Annotated in this window: 20 protein-coding genes and 1 other annotated feature; of the genes, 3 read left to right on the top strand and 17 right to left on the bottom strand. The window is 37.7% G+C overall.

The annotated features are described in order from the left end of the window. The first annotated feature begins 152 nt into the window (after positions 1-152). Positions 153-365: a hypothetical protein gene (locus ACQKNI_RS24320; protein ID WP_088230656.1), complete on the top strand. Its 213-nt coding sequence runs from the start codon at positions 153-155 to the stop codon at positions 363-365. A 40-nt stretch (positions 366-405) separates the two neighbouring features. Here the strand turns inward: ACQKNI_RS24320 and ACQKNI_RS24315 are convergent, their stop codons facing one another. The 7 genes from ACQKNI_RS24315 to cymR form a co-directional block, all read right to left on the bottom strand. Beyond that, positions 406-534 carry a YrzQ family protein gene (locus ACQKNI_RS24315; protein ID WP_001053553.1) on the bottom strand — a complete coding sequence of 43 codons (129 nt, stop codon included), beginning with the start codon at positions 532-534 and terminating at the stop codon, positions 406-408. A gap of 18 nt (positions 535-552) precedes the next feature. Further along, positions 553-741: a hypothetical protein gene (locus ACQKNI_RS24310; protein ID WP_098252961.1), complete on the bottom strand. Its 189-nt coding sequence runs from the start codon at positions 739-741 to the stop codon at positions 553-555. 127 nt (positions 742-868) lie between these two features. Continuing rightward, positions 869-3,205 (bottom strand): SF1B family DNA helicase RecD2, encoded by a 2,337-nt coding sequence (recD2, locus tag ACQKNI_RS24305; protein WP_088230658.1) that lies wholly within the window; start codon positions 3,203-3,205, stop codon positions 869-871. Between the two features lie 95 nt (positions 3,206-3,300). Further along, positions 3,301-3,960, bottom strand: a complete 660-nt coding sequence (locus ACQKNI_RS24300; RefSeq protein ID WP_088230659.1) for a tetratricopeptide repeat protein — start codon at positions 3,958-3,960, stop codon at positions 3,301-3,303. A 109-nt stretch (positions 3,961-4,069) separates the two neighbouring features. Continuing rightward, positions 4,070-5,185: a tRNA 2-thiouridine(34) synthase MnmA gene (gene mnmA / locus ACQKNI_RS24295; protein WP_088230660.1), complete on the bottom strand. Its 1,116-nt coding sequence runs from the start codon at positions 5,183-5,185 to the stop codon at positions 4,070-4,072. A gap of 16 nt (positions 5,186-5,201) precedes the next feature. Continuing rightward, positions 5,202-6,347, bottom strand: a complete 1,146-nt coding sequence (locus tag ACQKNI_RS24290) for a cysteine desulfurase family protein (RefSeq protein ID WP_088230661.1) — start codon at positions 6,345-6,347, stop codon at positions 5,202-5,204. A gap of 35 nt (positions 6,348-6,382) precedes the next feature. Continuing rightward, on the bottom strand, positions 6,383-6,799 hold the full coding sequence (gene cymR, locus ACQKNI_RS24285) for a cysteine metabolism transcriptional regulator CymR (protein WP_000704116.1): 417 nt from the start codon (positions 6,797-6,799) through the stop codon (positions 6,383-6,385). 292 nt (positions 6,800-7,091) lie between these two features. On the opposite strand from cymR, the gene ACQKNI_RS24280 reads away from it, so the two are divergent. Beyond that, positions 7,092-8,378: a replication-associated recombination protein A gene (locus tag ACQKNI_RS24280; RefSeq protein ID WP_088230662.1), complete on the top strand. Its 1,287-nt coding sequence runs from the start codon at positions 7,092-7,094 to the stop codon at positions 8,376-8,378. Between the two features lie 37 nt (positions 8,379-8,415). Beyond that, the gene (locus tag ACQKNI_RS24275) at positions 8,416-9,057 is read left to right on the top strand and encodes an RsfA family transcriptional regulator (protein WP_088230663.1); all 642 of its coding nucleotides are present in this window, start codon (positions 8,416-8,418) and stop codon (positions 9,055-9,057) included. A 230-nt stretch (positions 9,058-9,287) separates the two neighbouring features. Here ACQKNI_RS24275 and ACQKNI_RS24270 read toward each other — a convergent pair whose 3' ends face one another. The 10 genes from ACQKNI_RS24270 to recJ form a co-directional block, all read right to left on the bottom strand. Then, entirely contained in the window at positions 9,288-10,055 is a 768-nt protein-coding gene (locus ACQKNI_RS24270; RefSeq protein ID WP_000903182.1) for a tRNA threonylcarbamoyladenosine dehydratase, read from the bottom strand. A gap of 210 nt (positions 10,056-10,265) precedes the next feature. Further along, positions 10,266-12,041, bottom strand: coding sequence for an aspartate--tRNA ligase (aspS, locus tag ACQKNI_RS24265; protein WP_088230664.1), 1,776 nt, complete (start codon positions 12,039-12,041; stop codon positions 10,266-10,268). 12 nt (positions 12,042-12,053) lie between these two features. Beyond that, the gene (gene hisS, locus ACQKNI_RS24260; RefSeq protein WP_071712916.1) at positions 12,054-13,325 is read right to left on the bottom strand and encodes a histidine--tRNA ligase; all 1,272 of its coding nucleotides are present in this window, start codon (positions 13,323-13,325) and stop codon (positions 12,054-12,056) included. A gap of 69 nt (positions 13,326-13,394) precedes the next feature. Next, positions 13,395-13,625 (bottom strand) — a binding site (T-box leader). Positions 13,626-13,679: 54 nt separating this feature from the next. Beyond that, positions 13,680-13,856: a hypothetical protein gene (locus ACQKNI_RS24255; protein ID WP_088230665.1), complete on the bottom strand. Its 177-nt coding sequence runs from the start codon at positions 13,854-13,856 to the stop codon at positions 13,680-13,682. An 85-nt stretch (positions 13,857-13,941) separates the two neighbouring features. Further along, positions 13,942-14,133: a damage-inducible protein DinB gene (locus ACQKNI_RS24250; RefSeq protein ID WP_088230666.1), complete on the bottom strand. Its 192-nt coding sequence runs from the start codon at positions 14,131-14,133 to the stop codon at positions 13,942-13,944. A gap of 58 nt (positions 14,134-14,191) precedes the next feature. Next, positions 14,192-14,545, bottom strand: a complete 354-nt coding sequence (locus ACQKNI_RS24245) for a YrdB family protein (protein ID WP_088230667.1) — start codon at positions 14,543-14,545, stop codon at positions 14,192-14,194. A gap of 115 nt (positions 14,546-14,660) precedes the next feature. Further along, positions 14,661-15,101, bottom strand: coding sequence for a D-tyrosyl-tRNA(Tyr) deacylase (locus ACQKNI_RS24240; protein WP_001266956.1), 441 nt, complete (start codon positions 15,099-15,101; stop codon positions 14,661-14,663). 17 nt (positions 15,102-15,118) lie between these two features. Then, a complete protein-coding gene (relA, locus tag ACQKNI_RS24235) occupies positions 15,119-17,302 on the bottom strand; it encodes a GTP diphosphokinase (RefSeq protein ID WP_001262804.1) in 2,184 nt (727 codons plus the stop codon). Positions 17,303-17,512: 210 nt separating this feature from the next. After that, complete coding sequence (locus ACQKNI_RS24230) at positions 17,513-18,025, bottom strand: adenine phosphoribosyltransferase (protein ID WP_000346215.1); 513 nt, start codon at positions 18,023-18,025, stop codon at positions 17,513-17,515. 47 nt (positions 18,026-18,072) lie between these two features. Next, on the bottom strand, positions 18,073-20,412 hold the full coding sequence (gene recJ, locus ACQKNI_RS24225) for a single-stranded-DNA-specific exonuclease RecJ (RefSeq protein WP_088230668.1): 2,340 nt from the start codon (positions 20,410-20,412) through the stop codon (positions 18,073-18,075). Positions 20,413-20,452: the final 40 nt, after the last annotated feature.

Genomic DNA, 20,452 nt, shown 5'->3' with positions numbered 1-20,452 from the left:
TTTGAAAATAAATAGGGTAGGTTATGTGCGAAACTTTTAAAATCTTTTCATACAGACAATACTGTTTTGTAAAGACGTACATATATTTAACATAATAAGGACAACCATCCCTGAGAATGCAGCATGGAACAATATAATCGGGAGGGCTCATTATGGTTTTGTTTATGCTCATATTATCTGCACTTTTTATGATTCTTGAATGGATTTGTATCGGGTTTGGTATTTGGAAAGGGTTTTTTATACGCTCATCACGGAAAGAAAGAGCGAAACAATTATGGCATTACGGAATACTTGGCGTTGGCTGTTACGGCCTATCTTACCTTTTCTCAGAAATCGGACTTCTATATTTGCATATGGGTACGTAAAAAACTCCCTTACTAATAAGGGAGTTTTTATGTCGTACAATTATAAATAAGATTTAATCATCTTACGTGCTTTTTTCATATTGCGTTTTGAAAACACATCTTGTTTGCGAGCATATTGATACGCTGCAGCTCCAACACCTAATGCGATTAATGAATTGCGTAGATTCAAAGTAAATCCCCCTTTTCGTTATCCGATCGTTCTTTCATTCTCATCAAATAAATCATCAAGAGAGCTTAATGAACCATCTTCCTCTACTTGATGCGTATGGACTTTCCCCTTTGAAACCGATAATTCGATATAACAATTCCAGCAATAAAATTGGTTAACACCTATTTTTCCAATGTCTTTCCCTTTGCAATTTGGACAACTGAACATATGGCTTTCATCTCCTTACAGTCTCCCAGATTCTATTCGCCATTATGTCCAAACTGCATTCATTTATACATTGCTGGAGGCTTTCAACGTTATACGTTTGAAAGTTTCACTATATAATTTCACCTTGTTACATGAAATCATACGGTGAAATGTTTTCCACGTCCATTTCTTCCCCATTAACCGTCACCATTTGTACCTCTCCTTGTGATTCTTGCAAACGACTAGCTAAGGTCGTTTGACGCATCGCATCATCAAGACGATTTACACCGGACTGGAAAGCTGCTTCTTCCCCGCAAATAATAAGGAACTTCTTACTTCTTGTAATACCCGTGTAGATTAAATTACGACGTAACATACGGTTGTAACTTTTTACAATCGGCATAATAACAATCGGAAATTCACTACCTTGTGATTTATGAATCGAACAGCAGTATGCATGTGTAATTTGATTTAAATCTGGTTTCGTATACGTGACTTCAATTCCATCAAATGAAACGATAATCATATCCTGTTGCTCGACATTTTCTTTTGCATAAAACACTGAAACAATTTCTCCAATGTCCCCATTAAACACTTGGCTCTCTGGTTGATTGACGAGTTGCAAGACTTTATCGCCTCTTCGGTATACAACATCACCGTAAGCAATTTCTTTACTCTTTTCCCTTTTCGGATTAAATACTTGTTGCAGTGCTTCATTCAGTACATTAATACCAGCGGGTCCGCGGTACATCGGTGCTAATACTTGTACATCTCTTGCGCTAAAGCCTTTTGTCTTAGCATTTTCACAAACCTTTTTGACAACCTCTACAATTTGAGCCCCTGTACAACTAATAAATGAACGATCTTTTTTATTTTGCGCTAAATCTGGCGGAAGCGTGCCGTCCTTTATTGCATGAGCAAGTTGAATAACAGATGAGCCTTCTGCTTGGCGATAAATTTCTGTAAGTTTTACTGTTGGAACTGCACCTGCATTTAATAAATCTTTTAACACTTGTCCAGGCCCTACAGATGGTAACTGATCTTCATCACCTACAACGATAACTTGAATGTTCGTCGGCAGTGACTTAAATAGCTGATTTGCAAGCCAAATATCAACCATCGAAAACTCATCAATAATGAGTAACTTCCCTTGAACTGGATCGGTTTCATTGCGCTGGAAAGACCCTTCTGGCGTCCAGCCAAGCAAACGATGAATTGTGCAAGCAGGAAGCCCTGTTGATTCGCTCATTCGCTTCGCAGCTCTTCCTGTTGGAGCCGTTAATAATATTGGAAATGGATTATCATCACTATATTCATTCGGATTTAACGATAGCCCGTGAAGTGACGCATACATTTCAACAATACCTTTAATAACAGTTGTTTTTCCTGTTCCTGGTCCACCTGTCAGTAGCATCATCGGCTTATGAAGCGCCGTTTGAATTGCTTCTTGCTGAAATGGTGCATACTGCACATTCAGCTGCTCTTCAATTTCACCTAATGTCTTTAACACTTCTGCTTCAGGAAATGAAGGTGTTTCTTCCTGATTCATGAGCCTGCGAATAGACTTTACAACACCTTTTTCAGAGTAGAATAACGATGCTAAATACACTCGTTCTTCTTCTATAATGACTTTCCCTTCACTTTGCATCATTTCAACGCAACCTATAATATCTTCCTCTGTCACTCTGCCTTCTTGATTATTTAAAAGTGACATCGTTTCTCTTACAAGTTGATCTTTTCCCATATAAACGTGGCCGAGTTGCAATGAAACATTCTCTAACGTATAAAAACATCCCGCACGCACACGGTCATCATGATTACCCGATATCCCTAACGCACGTCCTATATCATCCGCTCTTCCAAATCCAATCCCGTCAACCTCTTCGATAAGTTGATATGGATTATTCCGAATCACTTCTAATGTCATCTCTTTATATTGCTGATAAATTTTAATAGAAAGCTTCGTTCCAAAACCGTAACCATTTAAAAAGCTCATTACTTTCTCTAATCCTTGATGCTCAACGATCGTCTCATAGATTTCCTGCGCTTTTTGCTTGTTGACAACACCATGTAACGCATCAGGATCATCCATAATTTTAGAAATAGCATGTTCCCCAAGATGGTCTACAATTTTTTCAGCTGTACGCTTTCCTATCCCCTTAAATAAATCACTTGCTAAATATTGCACCATGCCAGCTTTTGTTTGCGGCAATTCTTTTTTAAATGTTTCAACCAAATATTGCTTTCCATACTTTGGATGATCTTTAAAATGACCTGTCAATGTAAACACTTCATCTTCATGCATGCGAGGAAAATGACCGTTTATCATTACTTTTTTTTCATCGTACGTTTCATTCGTTTCAATGATTTTCATACTGACAACGGAATAGAGGTTTTCTTCGTTGTGGAAAATGGTATGAAGAACTTGCGCTTTTATAAATTTTTTCTCTTCCTCGAACAAATCCATTGCATGTTGATTTCCCATCTTTCCTCTCCTTCCCGATATTTTCACTTTAATGAGCAGTACATCCCCCACCTCTTTAGATGAGGGATAACTACCCATTAAACTACATATTCATCTTATTCGGCTTCTTGCTCTAATAAACGAATACCATTACCAGCTAAAAAATGATCTGGTTGAATTTCTGTTGCTTTCTTAAATAAAGCAAGGGCCTTCTCGTTATTTTCTTCAAATACGTAAGCAACACCTAAATTATAATACGCATCTGCATGCTCTTCATCCATTTCTAATACCTTTTCAAAATAAGGTTTTGCCTCTTGAATGTGCTCTAATCGTGCAAAACAAAGTCCACACTGAAATACAGCTTCTACATCATTTTCATCTAATTCAGTTGCTCTTTGTAAGAAAGGTAGTGCAAGACGATCCTTCCCAAGTTGCACATGTGTGATACCAAGCATAAACGTTACATCAGCTGATTGTAATCCTGCTTGCATCGCTTGTTCAAATACAGCTTTAGCCTCTGCAAATTGCTCTTGACCGTAATATACGTTTCCTAAGCCATAATAAGCAGCTGCGGATTTATCATCTAACTCTAATGCACGTTTATAAAATAAAATTGCTCTTTCACTATCGCCTAATACATCTAATAAATTCGCAAAGTTAATGTAGCCAAGCGCATCTTTCGGATTTTCTTCGATTGCTTCTGTAAAATTTTTAGCTGCTTCTTCCCAGTTTCCTTCTTGCATATATTGAATACCTGTTTCAAGTTTGTTTGACATGTCCTTCACCTCTACAACAAATTATAACAAAGAATGTATTTTCCAAGCGAACGAAAATTCGCTTTATGTAAAAGAAACCTCTAACCGCTAATCGGCAGAGGCTTCTCGTTTATCCTAAATAATCTAATTTCTTACCGCTACGGTATACTTCATCGATTGTAGCACCGCCTAAGCACTCATCCCCATCATAGAAAACAACTGCTTGTCCTGGCGTAATTGCACGAATTGGCTCATCGCAAAGAATACGAACAGTATTTTCATCAACGATTTGAACCGTTACTTTATTGTCTGCTTGACGATAACGGAATTTCGCTGTGCATTTAAATTCTGTTTCTTTTGCTTTGTTACTTACCCATCCTACATTCGTAGCAATAACTTCATCACCATATAAAAGTTCGTTATGGAATCCTTGATCAACATATAAAATGTTGTCTTTTAAGTTTTTCCCAACAGCGAACCAAGGATCACCGTTACCACCAATACCAAGACCATGACGTTGGCCAATTGTATAGTACATTAAACCATCATGTTTTCCTTTCACTTCACCAGATAATGTTTGCATTACACCTGGCTGAGCTGGTAAATAGTTACTTAAGAAATCTTTAAAGTTACGCTCACCAATGAAGCAAATACCAGTACTATCTTTTTTCGCCGCTGTTGCTAAACCAGCAGCTGTCGCCATTTCGCGAATTTGTGGTTTCTTTAATTCACCTAATGGGAACATTGTTTTTGATAATTGCTCTTGGCTTAATTGATTTAGGAAGTACGTTTGATCTTTGTTATCATCAACGCCGCGAAGCATTTTATATTCGCCGTCCATATAAGCAACACGTGCATAATGGCCTGTCGCTACATAATCAGCACCAAGCGCAATTGCATGCTCTAAAAATGCTTTAAATTTAATTTCTTTGTTACACATTACATCTGGGTTTGGTGTACGACCAGCTCGGTATTCGTCCAAGAAATACGTAAATACTTTATCCCAGTATTGTTTTTCAAAGTTTACTGCATAATACGGAATACCGATTTGGTTACACACTTCAATTACGTCATTGTAATCTTCTGTTGCTGTGCAAACACCATTCTCATCTGTATCATCCCAGTTTTTCATAAAAATTCCGATTACATCATAACCTTGCTCTTTTAATAAAAGAGCTGCTACAGATGAATCGACGCCACCGGACATCCCGATGACAACGCGTGTTTCGTGAGGTAGTTTGTTCATCATGTCACCTCCCATGCTAATTTTGTGTTAATCGCTTCACGATTTTCACTGTTTCGTACGCCGCTTTTTCAATTTGCTCTTTCGTATTTCCAAGTCCGAAACTAAAGCGTACGGATGAACGTATTTGATCGGAGTCTTTTCCAAACATCGCCACTAATACATGTGATGGATCAATTGATCCAGCTGTACAAGCAGAACCGCTTGATACTGCAATGCCTGCTAAGTCTAAGTTTACAAGAAACGGTTCAATATTCATTCCTGTAAAACTTATATTCAACACATGTGGTAAGCGATATTCCAAGTTTCCGTTTACCTCGAAAGTAATGCCTTCATTTTTGAAGACAGATACCATTATATCTTTAAACTCTTCATATTGGGCATTTTTTTGCTCACGAGTTTTTTCAGCTAACAAAATTGCTTGCTGCAAACCAACAATACTAGGTACGTTTTCAGTACCAGCACGGCGTTTTCTTTCTTGTTCTCCGCCTATTAACAGCGGTTCAAATTTCACATTTGCACCAGCGTATAGAAACCCTACACCTTTTGGCCCGTTAATTTTATGAGCTGAAATGGATAATAAATCAATACCAAATTCTTTCACATTTATTTCTACTAAACCGTAAGCTTGTACCGCATCTGTATGGAAATAAGCTTGATGCTCTTTCAGCAGCTTTCCTATTTCCGCAATTGGTTGCATTGTCCCTACTTCATTATTCCCAAACATAACAGATACAAGAACTGTCTCTTCTGTTAGTACCTTTTGTATGTCAGAAACTTGAACGCGCCCTGTTTCATCAACAGGTAAATATGTCACTTCAAACCCTTCACGCTCTAACAATTCACACGTATGTAAAATCGCATGATGTTCAATTTGCGTTGTAATAATGTGGTTTCCTTTATGACGATTCGCACGCGCTACACCTATAAGTGCTAGGTTATCAGCTTCTGTGCCACCGCTCGTAAATATAATTTCATTCGGATTCGCGTGAATACTACGTGCACACGCACGTCTTGCCTCATCTACCGCATGGCGCGTTTGACGCCCATAAAAGTGAATGCTAGACGGATTTCCAAATGTTTCTGTCATATATGGAATCATCTTTTCGACCACTTCTGGGTGAGTCGGAGATGTCGCAGCATGATCTAAGTAAATGCGTTCCATTAAATCTCCTTCTTTCCAAATCGTTTCACAAGGAATTAAATGTAAAACATATAGCCCCCGTGATTTTCTTCCTCATAACGTACTAAATCTTCTAACGTTGTACTATCTAACACTTCTTGCACCGCATCACGAACACGCATCCATAATTGGCGTTGTGCCGGTTCTTCTTCTTCGATCATTTCTACAACACTAATTGGACCCTCTAATACACGGATTACATCTCCAGCTGTAATGTTAGCTGGCTGATCAGATAATACATATCCGCCATATGCACCACGCGTACTTTTTACAAGACGAGCGTTACGAAGCGGTGAAATTAATTGCTCTAAGTAATGTTCCGATAAGTCATGTGCCTGTGCAATTGATTTTAATGAAATTGGACCTTCACCAAACTTTTTTGCAAGATCGATCATAATTGTTAAGCCATAACGGCCTTTCGTTGAAATCTTCATCTATTTTGCACCTCTTTTCAAATTTTCACTTCTATTGGTTATATCTTATTTATAAAAAAACACAATTTAAAATCCTATGAAATTATAGCATAATATAGTATTATAAGAAATTTCAACTTGTGTATCAAAATGATAACATAAAATCACATTGAAAAACTCGGGAATTATCACAATTGAAAGAAAAATAAAAATATTTATATTCATTTTCCCCATAAAACAGCATCTTATTTCAAATTCCATTACAAAAAATGATACGATAGAGTGAGATTATACATTAAGGGAGAAGGTCTAAATGAAACAACCACTCGCACATCGAATGCGCCCTACAAATATTCAAGAAATTATCGGACAACAGCATTTAGTTGGCGAAGGAAAGATTTTATGGCGAATGGTCCAAGCAAATCATTTTCAATCTATGATTTTATATGGGCCTCCAGGTACAGGAAAAACATCCATCGCTAGCGCAATTGCAGGAAGTACCGGCACCCCGTTTCGTCTATTAAACGCCGTTACTCATAATAAAAAAGATATGGAAGTTGTCGTACAAGAAGCGAAAATGCATCGACATCTCGTGTTAATTTTAGATGAAGTGCACCGCCTTGATAAAGCAAAGCAGGACTTTCTATTACCTCATTTAGAAAGTGGGCTTCTTACTTTAATTGGTGCAACGACGAGTAATCCATTCCATGCGATAAACTCCGCTATTCGGAGCAGGTGTCAAATCTTCGAATTACACGCATTAACAGAAGATGATCTTTTAATCGGCTTAAAACGAGCACTTGAAGATAAAGAAAAAGGTCTTGGAGAATATGATGTAACGGTGACAGACGAAGCACTGCACCACTTTGCAAATGCTTCCGGCGGTGACATGCGTTCTGCTTATAACGCACTTGAACTTGCTGTATTATCTAGTTTTACTACAGACGACCAAACAGCTGAGATTACGCTTGAAATCGCGGAAGAATGCTTACAAAAGAAAAGTTTCGTTCACGACAAAGGCGGAGATGCTCATTATGACGTATTATCAGCATTTCAAAAATCAGTACGCGGAAGTGATGTGAATGCAGCACTCCATTATTTAGCACGTCTTATTGAAGCTGGCGATTTACAAAGTATCGGTAGACGCCTTCTTATTATGGCATATGAAGATATCGGACTTGCTAGCCCGCAAGCTGGACCACGTACACTAGCAGCAATTGAATCAGCTGAACGAGTTGGGTTCCCAGAGGCGCGCATACCGCTTGCAAATGCCGTTATCGAGCTTTGCTTATCACCAAAATCAAATTCAGCTTATAAAGCACTTGATGACGCCTTACACGATTTACGTAACGGACAAACAGGTGATATTCCTAGTCATTTAAAAGATAGTCATTATAAAGGCGCCGAATCACTTGGAAGAGGCATTGGATACTTATATCCACATGACCATCCAAACGGCTGGGTACAACAACAATACTTACCTGACAAAATTAAAAACAAGCAATATTATAAACCGAAAACGACAGGGAAATTTGAACAAGCACTTTCTACTGTGTATGAAAGATTACAAAGTTCGAATAAAACGAAAAATAAAGGGTAACATAAACGAAAACGTCACCATTATGGAGGCTTCGCTTATGAAAACACGTCAAGATGCATGGACAAAAGAAGACGATCTCCTTTTAGCAGAAACTGTTTTGCGACATATTCGCAGTGGAAGTACACAAATAAAAGCGTTTGATGAAGTTGGCGATGCTTTAAACCGTACTTCCGCAGCTTGTGGTTTTAGATGGAACGCTGAAGTAAGACAAAATTACGAAAATGCAGTGCAACTTGCAAAAAAACAGCGTAAAGAGTTAAAACGTTCTGAAGCTAAAATAGAAAAAGAGCAATTTACAAAAACTCATCAACTCGTAATCGATGCTGAGTTTTCAGAAGATATTACGCCAAGTAAACAAGAACTTACAATGCAACATGTCATCTCATTTTTAAAAAATTTGGAGCACAATAACCCTTCACTTGCGAAATTACAAACTGAAAATGACGTATTACAAGATCAGCTCACTTCCTTGAAAAAAACAAATCATGAACTTGAAACAAAATTAGCTGTACTCACAAAGAAACAACAAGCGATCGAAGAAGATTATGCAATGCTTGTCAGAATTATGGATCGCGCTCGAAAGCTTGTTTCGGTCGAAGAACAAGAGGAACAAATTGCTCCGATTTTCAAAACGGATCAAAATGGAAATTTAGATATTGTATATTCTGCAGAGAATTAAAAACAGGGATGTCACTTTTTCAACTTAGTGACATCCCTGTTTATTTCTTCGGCAAACAGCACACCGGTAAATGAAATTATATTGATGATTTTTCAAATATATCGATCACAACTCAAAATATATCAATGATTCGACAAGGAATATCGATTTACCGATAAAAATTGCCATTAACAATATTTCTTTAAAACATACAAAAAGCATATACCCCAGGCGGATATATGCTTTCTTTTTTATTCTTGCCCTACACGTTTCACTTCTACGTTTTTAATACGCTCACGTACAACGTGACTTGCCATAATTAGGCCTGCCACAGATGGTACGAACGCATTTGAAGAAGGTGGTAATTTCGCTTTACGAATTTTTGCATTTTCGTCTGGTACGATTTCTTTACGTACTTCTTCACGAATTACGATTGGGTTTTCGTCAGAGAAGACAACTTTTACACCTTTTTTAATACCCTCTTTACGAAGCTTCGTACGAATTACTTTCGCAATTGGATCTGTATGTGTTTTAGAGATGTCCGCAATACGGAAACGAGTTGGGTCCATTTTATTTGCTGCACCCATACATGAGATAATTTTGATTTTACGACGTAAACATTGTTTAATTAAATGAATTTTGAACGTAATCGTATCAGATGCGTCCACTACGAAATCTAATCCGTGTTTAAAGAACTCTTCATATGTTTCATCTGTATAAAACATTTCTAGTCCAATTACTTCACACTCTGGATTAATGTCTGCAATACGCTCTTTCATTAATTCTACTTTTGAACGTCCAACAGTAGATACTAAAGCATGAATTTGACGGTTTACATTTGTAATATCTACAACGTCTTTATCAACTAAAACAAGACGTCCTACACCAGAACGTGCTAATGCTTCTGCCGAAAATGACCCTACGCCGCCAATTCCTAAAATACCGACTGTACTATTTTTTAATATTTCAAGTCCTTCTTTACCGAAGGCTAATTCATTACGTGAAAATTGATGTAACATTCAGCTCTACACTCCTATTACAAAAATGGTCTACCATGTATTCTAGCGTTTTTCCGACTATTTGTATAGAAAAAGTTATAGAATTCCTAAAAATACATATTTCGAAAATGAAAACATAGTATAAACCGGCTTTTATTTCTTCCTAAATACGAGTTTAAAAAAAGCCTAGATGGTATTAGTATAACCATCTAGACCCTATTTTTACTTCTCTTACTTCTCTTCTTTCAAGCTTAATTTTAAGTTTAGCTCTTCAAGCTGTGCTTCTGCAACTGGGCTTGGAGCTTCTGTTAATAAGCAGCTTGCGCTTGCTGTTTTCGGGAATGCAATTGTATCACGAAGGTTCGTACGACCTGCAAGTAACATAACAAGACGGTCTAAACCTAATGCGATACCGCCGTGTGGTGGTGTACCATATTCGAATGCTTCTAATAAGAATCCGAATTGCTCTTGTGCTTCTTCTTGTGAGAATCCAAGTGCTTTGAACATTTTTTCTTGTACGTCACGCTCGTAAATACGAAGTGATCCGCCACCAAGCTCATAACCGTTTAATACAAGGTCATATGCTTGTGCGCGTGCTTTTTCTGGTGCTGTTTCTAATAGTTCAACATCTTCACGGAATGGCATTGTGAATGGATGGTGAGCTGCAAAGTAACGATCTGCATCTTCATCGTACTCAAGAAGTGGCCAATCCGTTACCCATAAGAAGTTAAACTTACTTTCATCAATTAACTCCAGTTCTTTACCTAAACGTAAACGAAGTGCACCTAAGCTATCTGCAACAACGCTCTTCTTATCTGCTACAAATAGTAATAAATCGCCAGCAGTAGCTTCTAATGTAGTCATTAACACGTTTGCATCTTCTTCACCGAAGAATTTCGCAATCGGTCCTTTTAGGCCGTCTTCTTCCACTTTAAGCCAAGCTAGACCTTTTGCACCGTATACTTTTACAAATTCAGTTAATGCATCGATGTCTTTACGGGAGTATTTGCTCGCAGCACCTTTTGCATTAATTGCTTTTACTTGTCCGCCGCTTTCTACAGCACTTGTAAATACTTTAAAGCCACAACCTGCTGCAAATTCAGACAGGTCTGTTAGTTCCATTTCAAAACGCGTATCTGGCTTATCAGAACCGTAGCGAGCCATTGCATCAGCATATTTCATACGAGGGAATGGTGCACTCACTTCTACACCTTTCGCATCCTTCATAACTTTCGTCATCATGCGTTCCATCATATCTAAAATTTCATCTTGTGTTAAGAATGAAGCTTCAATATCGATTTGCGTGAATTCTGGTTGACGATCCGCACGTAAATCTTCGTCACGGAAACAACGTGCTACTTGATAATAACGCTCAAATCCGCCGACCATAAGAAGCTGTTTAAATAGCTGCGGAGACTGTGGTAATGCATAGAATTCACCATCATGCACACGACTTGGTACTAAATAGTCACGAGCTCCTTCTGGCGTGCTCTTCGTTAAAATTGGTGTTTCCACTTCTAAGAAATCTTCTGTATCTAAGAAGTTACGAATTGTTTTTGTTACGTCGTGACGCATTTTGAATGTGTTGAACATTACAGGACGACGTAAGTCTAAGTAACGATATTTTAAACGCACATCTTCTGATGCATCAGTATCATCAGAGATAATGATTGGTGTTGTTTTCGCTGCGTTTAATACGTTTACTTTCGTTGCTTGTACTTCAATACGGCCAGTTGCCATATTGTCATTAATTGCACCTTCCCCACGCTCAACAACTGTACCTTCTACGTGTAATACGTATTCGCTACGAATTGTCTCTGCTACTTCTAGTGCTTCTTTTGATGTTTCTGGGTTAAATACAACTTGTACGATACCTGTACGGTCACGTAAGTCAATAAAGATTAATCCACCTAAATCACGGCGTTTTTGTACCCAACCTTTTAATTGAACTGTTTGTCCAACTGCTTCTACTGTTACTTTTCCACATGCATGTGTTCTTTCAGCCACTGTAAGTTCCCCCTATATTAATTTCTCTGCTACGTATGAAGCAAATACATCTAATGCGACTTCTTCTTGTCCGCCTGTTGCCATATCTTTTAAGTTAATGACACCTTTATCTAGCTCATCTTCCCCTAATACAGCTACAAATTTCGCATTTAAACGATCTGCTGATTTAAATTGTGCTTTCATTTTGCGATCTAAATAATCTTTTTCAACTGATAAGCCAGCTTTACGAAGATCGAACGCAACTTTTGCAGCATGGTCTTTCGCTTTTTCACCAAGAGCTACAACGTAACAATCAATACTATGTTCAATTGGCAACTCAATGTTTTCAGCTTTTAGCGCCATAATTAGACGTTCAATACTCATTGCAAAACCGATACCTGGCATTTCTGGTCCACCGATTTCTTGTACAAGTCCGTTATAACGGCCACCACCGCTTAATGTAGTGATAGCACCGAAACCTTCTGCCTCACTCATAATTTCAAATACAGTGTGTTGATAGTAGTCTAAACCACGTACTAAGTTTGGATCTTTTTCAAATGGAACATCCATCATCGTTAATAGTTCTTGAACTTTGTCGTAGTATACTGCTGAATCTTCATTTAAGTATTCTGTAATAGATGGTGCTGTACCCATTAATTCATGGTTACGGTCCTTCTTACAGTCTAAAATACGAAGTGGGTTCTTTTCTAATCGAGATTGGCAATCAGAGCAGAACTCGCCAATGCGTGGCTCGAAATGAGCGATTAATGCATCGCGGTGCGCTTGACGGCTCGCTGCATCACCTAAGCTGTTTAATACAACTTTAATATTTTTTAAGCCCATGCCGCGGTAAAACTCTACAGCAAGTGCAATTACTTCTGCATCAATTGCAGGGTCATTACTACCGATTGCTTCAATACCGAATTGTACGAATTGACGATAGCGACCCGCTTGTGGTCTTTCATAACGGAACATTTGACCGATATAGTATAATTTCGTTGGTTGTGTTGCATCACCGAACATTTTGTTTTCAACGTAAGAACGTACAACAGGTGCAGTACCTTCTGGACGTAATGTTAAACTACGCTCTCCACGATCTTGGAATGAGTACATTTCTTTTTGTACGATATCTGTCGTATCACCAACACCGCGTAAAAATAGCTCAGTGTGTTCAAAAATTGGTGTGCGAATTTCTTTATAATTGTAACGACGGCAAATTTCGCGTGCTTGCCCTTCGATATACTGCCATAGCTCAACAGTGCCCGGAAGGATATCTTGCGTTCCGCGTGGGATTTGAATAGACATATTCAGTTCCTCCTCAAATTGTTTTAATCTTAATAAAAATAAAAAAACTCCCGCCTCTACTGTTTGAACAGTAGGGACGAGAGTATTATACCCGTGGTGCCACCCTAATTGAAGCACGTATGCTTCCACTTTTTTAATAACGCTTAAATATGCGTTCATCCCTACTAAGCATATATGCCGTTCAAGTTGAAACCTCTAGAGTGTCATTCAATCAGTCATCATGTAGAAATGTTTTCAGCCTAAGACATTTCTTCTCTTTCCATGTGTATCTCATTTACTCTTCTCTATCAACGGTTCTATTCATATGTAAATATAAAATTACTATACGTTTGTTCAGTAGGATTGTCAAGTGCTCTAAGAGCGCTCCATTTGCTTCTTTAGGCGCTTTACATCTTGTAGCGAAATGCCAAATTCAGAAGCAAGCTCCATTGAAGTATTGTTTTGTTCTTTCGAAATAAAATCATGTAAATTTACATTAAACAGTTGATTTGCACCATTTGTAACAGAATGCCCTTTTTCATTCATACGCATACGTATATCCCTCACATTCAATATGGATGTTTTACTTTTTATTGTTCCATATTGATGAGAGAGTTATACGTACAAACGAATAACGTTATTCCATAACGCTCTTATATAAGTAATTAGCTCTTTGAATCATAAAGAATGTTACAACCATCGCTGCCATTACAAATACTACCCAAGTACCATAACTTAACGCTGCGAAAGTAACTCCTAATGCATGTAAAAGAATAGCTAAGCTAAATCGCAATAAAAATTTTAAATCTTTAAAGACTGACCAATTCATATACTATCTCTCCTTATCACACATACATTCAAATATTTTTACCATTTTTTTCATGATACTATATAATTAATAACCCGAGGTATTGATTCCAAACAAACATTAGCATTCGATTTACAACAATAATAATAGCCAGTCCACTCGCCAGCATAGGATGCTTCAAATGATACAATGCTGCAACACCTGTTCCAAATACGATAATTTCTAAAAGTACATGTAATATACCCTGTACTTCACATTCTGCGTGCGGCGCTCCAAATAGCGCCCATATGACAGCAACAATAATTGGAAGAATAATCGCAAGTATAATTTTTATAGCCGTTATTGTTCCTACTCGAAATCCCCAGTATCCAACAATCCCAAGAACACATAACTCTAGCATAAAACGTAAAGCTATATTAAATTCTTGAAGCATGCTACACCTACTTTTCCTTTTATTCCCCTTCAAAATTATCCTATATTAAATGAACAAAACATACAACAATGTATAAAAAAGAGAGGATTATATAATCCTCTCTTTTTGGGCAACACTATTTACTTTCCACAATTAAGGTCACCGGACCATCATTGATTAAAGAAACGTCCATCATCGCTCCGAACTTCCCTGTTTCGACATGCAATCCTTGTTTACGGACCTCTTCATTGAAGAAATCGTATAAACGCTCTGCATAGTCAGGTTTCGCAGCATCCATAAAGTTTGGACGTCTTCCTTTACGGCAATCTCCGTATAATGTGAATTGCGAAATAGATAGAACTTGTCCTTCTACATCAAGTACAGAGTGGTTCATCTTTCCGCTCTCATCTTCAAAAATACGTAAGTTTGCAATTTTTTCTGCAATGTAAGTTGCATCTTTTTCTGTATCTTCATGCGTAATGCCAACTAGTAATGTTAAACCGAATGGAATTTGTCCTACAATCTCACCATCTACTGTGACGGACGCTTCCTTTGATCGTTGTAAAACAACTCTCATTTTTTCTACACTCCCTATTAATGCATCATGCGTCGTACTGCATAAATTTCTGGAACACGCTTAATGCGCTCTACTACTTTTTTCAAGTGTTGTAAGTTACGAATAGAGATTGACATATTAATTGTCGCCATCTTATTACGGTCACTTCTACCAGAAACAGCTGAAATATACGTTTTCGTCTCTGTAACAGCTTGCAGTACTTCATTTAATAAACCTCGGCGATCGTAACCTGAAATTTCAATATCAACGTTATATTCAATTTCTTTTTCAGGGCTACCTTCCCACTCCACTTCTAATAAACGTTCTACCGCTTCTTCTGTATGAACATTTACACAATCACGACGGTGAATCGATACACCTCGGCCTTTCGTAATATACCCAACGATATCATCACCCGGAACTGGGTTACAGCATTTTGATAAACGAATTAATAAATTATCAGCACCGCTTACCTTTACACCAGAATCCCATTTTCGAATTTTCATCGGTTTACGAACTTCTTTAACTTCAACAATTTCTTCTTCTTCGCGTTGTTTGCGGAACTTGTCCGTTAGTCGCGTAACAATTTGCGCGGCTGTAATTCCGTTATAACCTACTGCTGCAAACATATCTTCTTCATTCGCAAAGTTAAACTTCTCAGCAACACGTTTTAAATTATCAGGCGCTAATACTTCTTTCATCTCGTACTCTAGGCCACGTACTTCTTTTTCAACAAGCTCACGGCCCTTTTCAATATTTTCATCTCTACGTTGCTTCTTAAAGAATTGACGTATTTTATTTTTCGCATGAGATGTTTGAGCGAGTTTTACCCAATCTTGACTTGGTCCATACGAATGTTTCGATGTTAAAATTTCAATGATGTCACCTGTTTTTAATTTATAATCAAGTGTCACCATTTTCCCATTTACTTTTGCACCAATTGTTTTATTTCCAATTTCCGAATGGACACGATACGCAAAATCAATTGGAACAGATCCAAGTGGTAATTCCATTACATCGCCTTTCGGTGTAAAGACAAATACCATATCAGAGAATAAATCAATTTTTAATGACTCCATAAACTCTTCTGCATTAGAAGCTTCATTTTGCCATTCTAATATTTGACGGAACCATGTAAGTTTCTTCTCTAATGTACCTGTTGTTTCTGCTGCTTTTCCTTCTTTATACGCCCAGTGTGCCGCGATCCCGAACTCTGCAATTTCGTGCATTTCTTTCGTACGAATTTGCACTTCAAGTGGATCTCCTTTTGGTCCAATTACAGTCGTATGAAGAGATTGATATAAATTTGCTTTCGGCATTGCAATATAATCTTTAAAACGACCTGGCATTGGCTTCCAACACGTATGAATAATTCCAAGCACCGCATAACAATCTTTAATACTATTTACAACGACACGTACAGCTAATAAATCGTAAATTTCATTGAACTGTTTATTTTGCAGTGCCATTTTACGATAAATACTGTAAATATGCTTTGGTCTGCCAGAAATCTCAGGTTGAATTGCAACTTCTTTTAATTTCTCGCGAATGCCAGTCATTACTTCATCTAAATATTCTTCACGCTCTGCACGTTTACGCTTCATTAAATTTACAATACGGTAATATTGTTGTGGATTTAAATAGCGAAGTGACGTATCCTCTAGCTCCCATTTAATAGTATTAATTCCGAGTCTATGCGCTAAAGGTGCAAAGATTTCTAATGTCTCATTTGCAATGCGACGCTGCTTCTCTTGGGGCAAATGTTTCAATGTACGCATGTTATGAAGACGGTCAGCTAGTTTAATTAAAATAACTCGAATATCTTGAGCCATTGCAATAAACATTTTGCGATGGTTTTCTGCTTGTTGCTGCTCATGAGATTTATATTTAATCTTTCCGAGCTTCGTCACACCATCGACAAGCATAGCAATTTCTTTATTAAATTCCCGTTCAATATCTTCTAATGTAACCTCTGTATCTTCCACTACATCATGTAAGAAACCTGCCGACACGGTTGCTGGATCCATGTGTAAATCCACTAAAATACCAGCAACTTGAATTGGATGAATAATGTACGGTTCACCCGATTTTCTATATTGTTCACTATGCGCATCACGTGCATATTCATAGGCACGTGCCACTAGCTCAATATCTTCATTCGCTAAATATTGACTTGCTTTCTCGAGTACCTGTTCAGCTGTTAGTACCTGCTCATTTGCCATCGAATCACCTTTTATTGAAAATTGACTTTATCTTTATTAAGTAGAATAAATTATATTCTATCATTATAACCTAATGATTGTGAATTGTGAAAAGGAAAAGATTTTACTGACATTTCACCTTATTTTTTTGTGCAATTATACAAAAGTACCCGCTCCTCTCCAAGAGATTCACGGGTACTTCTTATCACCGTAGTTTTACCTATATAGCGATTAGTATTTTTCTAATACTAATACATCGTAACCATCTAACATTTTACGACCATCTAAGTAAGTAAGCTCTACTAAGAATGCAATTCCTGCTACAACTCCACCTAGCTCTTCAACTAGCTTAATTGTCGCTTCGATTGTTCCACCTGTAGCTAATAGGTCATCTGTAATTAATACGCGTTGGCCTGGCTTAATTGCATCTTTATGGATTGTTAAAACATCTTTACCATATTCTTTACCGTAGTCAACTGTAATTACTTCGCGTGGTAATTTTCCTAATTTACGAACTGGCGCAAATCCTACTTCTAATGCATAAGAAACTGGGCAACCGATAATAAAGCCACGTGCTTCCGGTCCTACTACAACATCGATATCTCTTTCTTTTGCATACTCAACGATTGCATCTGTTGCTGCTTTGTATGCTTTACCGTCGTTCATTAAAGGTGTAATGTCTTTAAACACAATACCTTCTTTCGGATAATCCGGTACAATTGCGATATGTTGCTTGAAATCCATATTTCTGAATCCTCCTCAGATCTAAAAGGTTTGTAAATACAAAACCTTTACCCTAACTGTTCTACTTCTTTATGATTACGAATCGTTTCAAACCATGTATATAATTGCTGATATGTGCTATAAACCAATTCTTTTTCTAATTGTAAGTGGTTCATTTTCTCACGATATGTGTTCGATTCAATTAAATCACGCTTTTGTTTTTTGTCTGCCATAAAAATGACGCCATCTTTTATTGTAACAAATTCTAACTCAAAAAACACCTGTGTCATGAAATTTACTGTATCTTTTGACCAACCTTTATGACGACATAGTTGTTCACCATATTGTCTTAAAGAAAATGGTGTTTTTTGGCTCAAGAAAGAATAGTACCATTTAAAGTGTTCCCTCGTTGGGATTGTACTAAATAAATGATTATTCTCTTGATAAAATAACGCATAAATTCGCGATGGGAATCCCACTTTAAATAACTCCCGTAATTCATCGGTTCCTTTTGGTAAGTCGAGTAACACAATATATTTATCATCTAAATGAGCTACTTCGGATGCATGCGTGAGCTGCTCCTTATAGTTTTCTAGAGAAAATTTATTCAATACATCTTCTGAAAAATACACCATTGTTATTTTTTCTTTCGGAAGTTCTGCTAAATTCGCTTCTGCATTACGCATACTACGCCAGTCAAATAACTGCCACGCCTCTACCGCAATATCTTGTACCATTAATTGTGGCTTCTTAAAATTATTCCATTCATTAATGGATGCTTCTCCTATTACAGATACCTTTGCAACTGGAGAAATTTCTTTTGCATACGCACCAAATCCAAATCCAATTGTGTCTAGTGTTGCTTGTCCATCACGAAGAGCCATTTTCAAATGAGAACCGTCTGATCCAATTGCCCGAATACTTTCTAACTCAGCATCTTTCACTGCAATACGTGGTTTTGGGTTTCCAACACCAAACGGTGCTAACTTTTGCATTTCCTCAATTGCCGCAAGCGTTACATCCTCCACTTTACAAAAAGCATCAACGGCTGTAATTGGAATGAAGTCTGCTTCTGTTAAAATGGCATCTGCTTGCTCATTTAAACGGCGACGTAATTCCTCTACATCATTCATATGAAGCGTCATTCCCGCTGCCATCGGATGACCTCCGAAGTGCGGTAATAACTCTCTACAATCTGACAAGTTTGCAAATAAATCAAACCCTGCAATACTACGTGCGGAGCCCTTCGCTGTTTCTTTTACAGGATCAATGCTTAATACAATTGTTGGACGATAGAAACGCTCAACTAATTTAGAAGCGACAATTCCAATTACACCTGGATTCCAACCTTCTTTTGCAAGCACTAACACTTTGTTTTCTTCTGGCGGGAAATTATTTTCAACTTCAGCGATAGCTTCTTCTGTAATTTGCTTTACAATGTCTTTTCGCAGTTTGTTCAGCTCATCAATTTCTTCGGCCAGCTCTTTCGCTTCCTCTGGATCATCTGATAATAAAAGGTGTACAGCCGGCGCTGCATCTTCTAAACGTCCAACGGCGTTAATACGTGGCGCAATTGAGAAGCCAATGCTTTCCTCTGTAATTTCACTTTGCGAAACGTTAGCCACTTTAAACAATGCCTTTAAACCGATATTTTTCGTCATGCGCATATGCTTTAAACCACGCTTCACTAGCAACCGATTTTCACCATGAAGTGAAACTAAATCGGCTACTGTACCAATTACTGCAATTTCTAATAAATGTTCTGGCACACGGCCTAATAGTGCATGTGCAACTTTAAACGCAACACCTACACCCGCTAAATAGTGAAACGGATACACACCACCATCTAGTTTCGGATGAATAATCGCAAGTGCCTCTGGTAATTCTGGCGGTGGCTCATGGTGATCTGTAATAATAAGATCTATTCCGAGCTCCTTCGCTACCTTCGCTTCATGTACCGCTGCAATACCAGTATCGACAGTAATAATTAAAGAGAACCCCGCACTATGTGCCCAACGAAACGCTTCTTCATTCGGTCCATAGCCTTCTGTAAAACGGTTCGGAATATAAAATTCTACATCTGCACCTAATTCTTGTAGAGCAAGATATAATACCGTCGTACTACTTACTCCGTCCGCATCATAATCACCAAATATTAATATTTGTTCTCCATTTTGAATCGCCTTATTTACACGCTCTACCGTTCGATCCATTCCTTCTAATAAAAATGGATCGTGGAATTCTTGATTTTCTGTATTTAAAAAATCTAAAATCTTATCTTCTGTATCTAGTCCTCTACCGAGGAATAAAGAAATAACAAGAGGTGACAATTGCAATTTACTTGCTAATTCACTCACTCGCTCTTCATTATATTCTTTTTCTTTCCAACGCGTCTTCGGTTGTAACACGAAATCACCCCTTAACCTGTTTATTATACAAGACAGATTA

Origin of the sequence: Bacillus sp. NPDC094064 (genome assembly GCF_050279585.1) — a bacterium.
Lineage (GTDB): Bacteria > Bacillota > Bacilli > Bacillales > Bacillaceae_G > Bacillus_A.
Note: the sequence above shows the minus strand (reverse complement) of the source record. Positions and strands in the feature narration are given on the sequence as shown.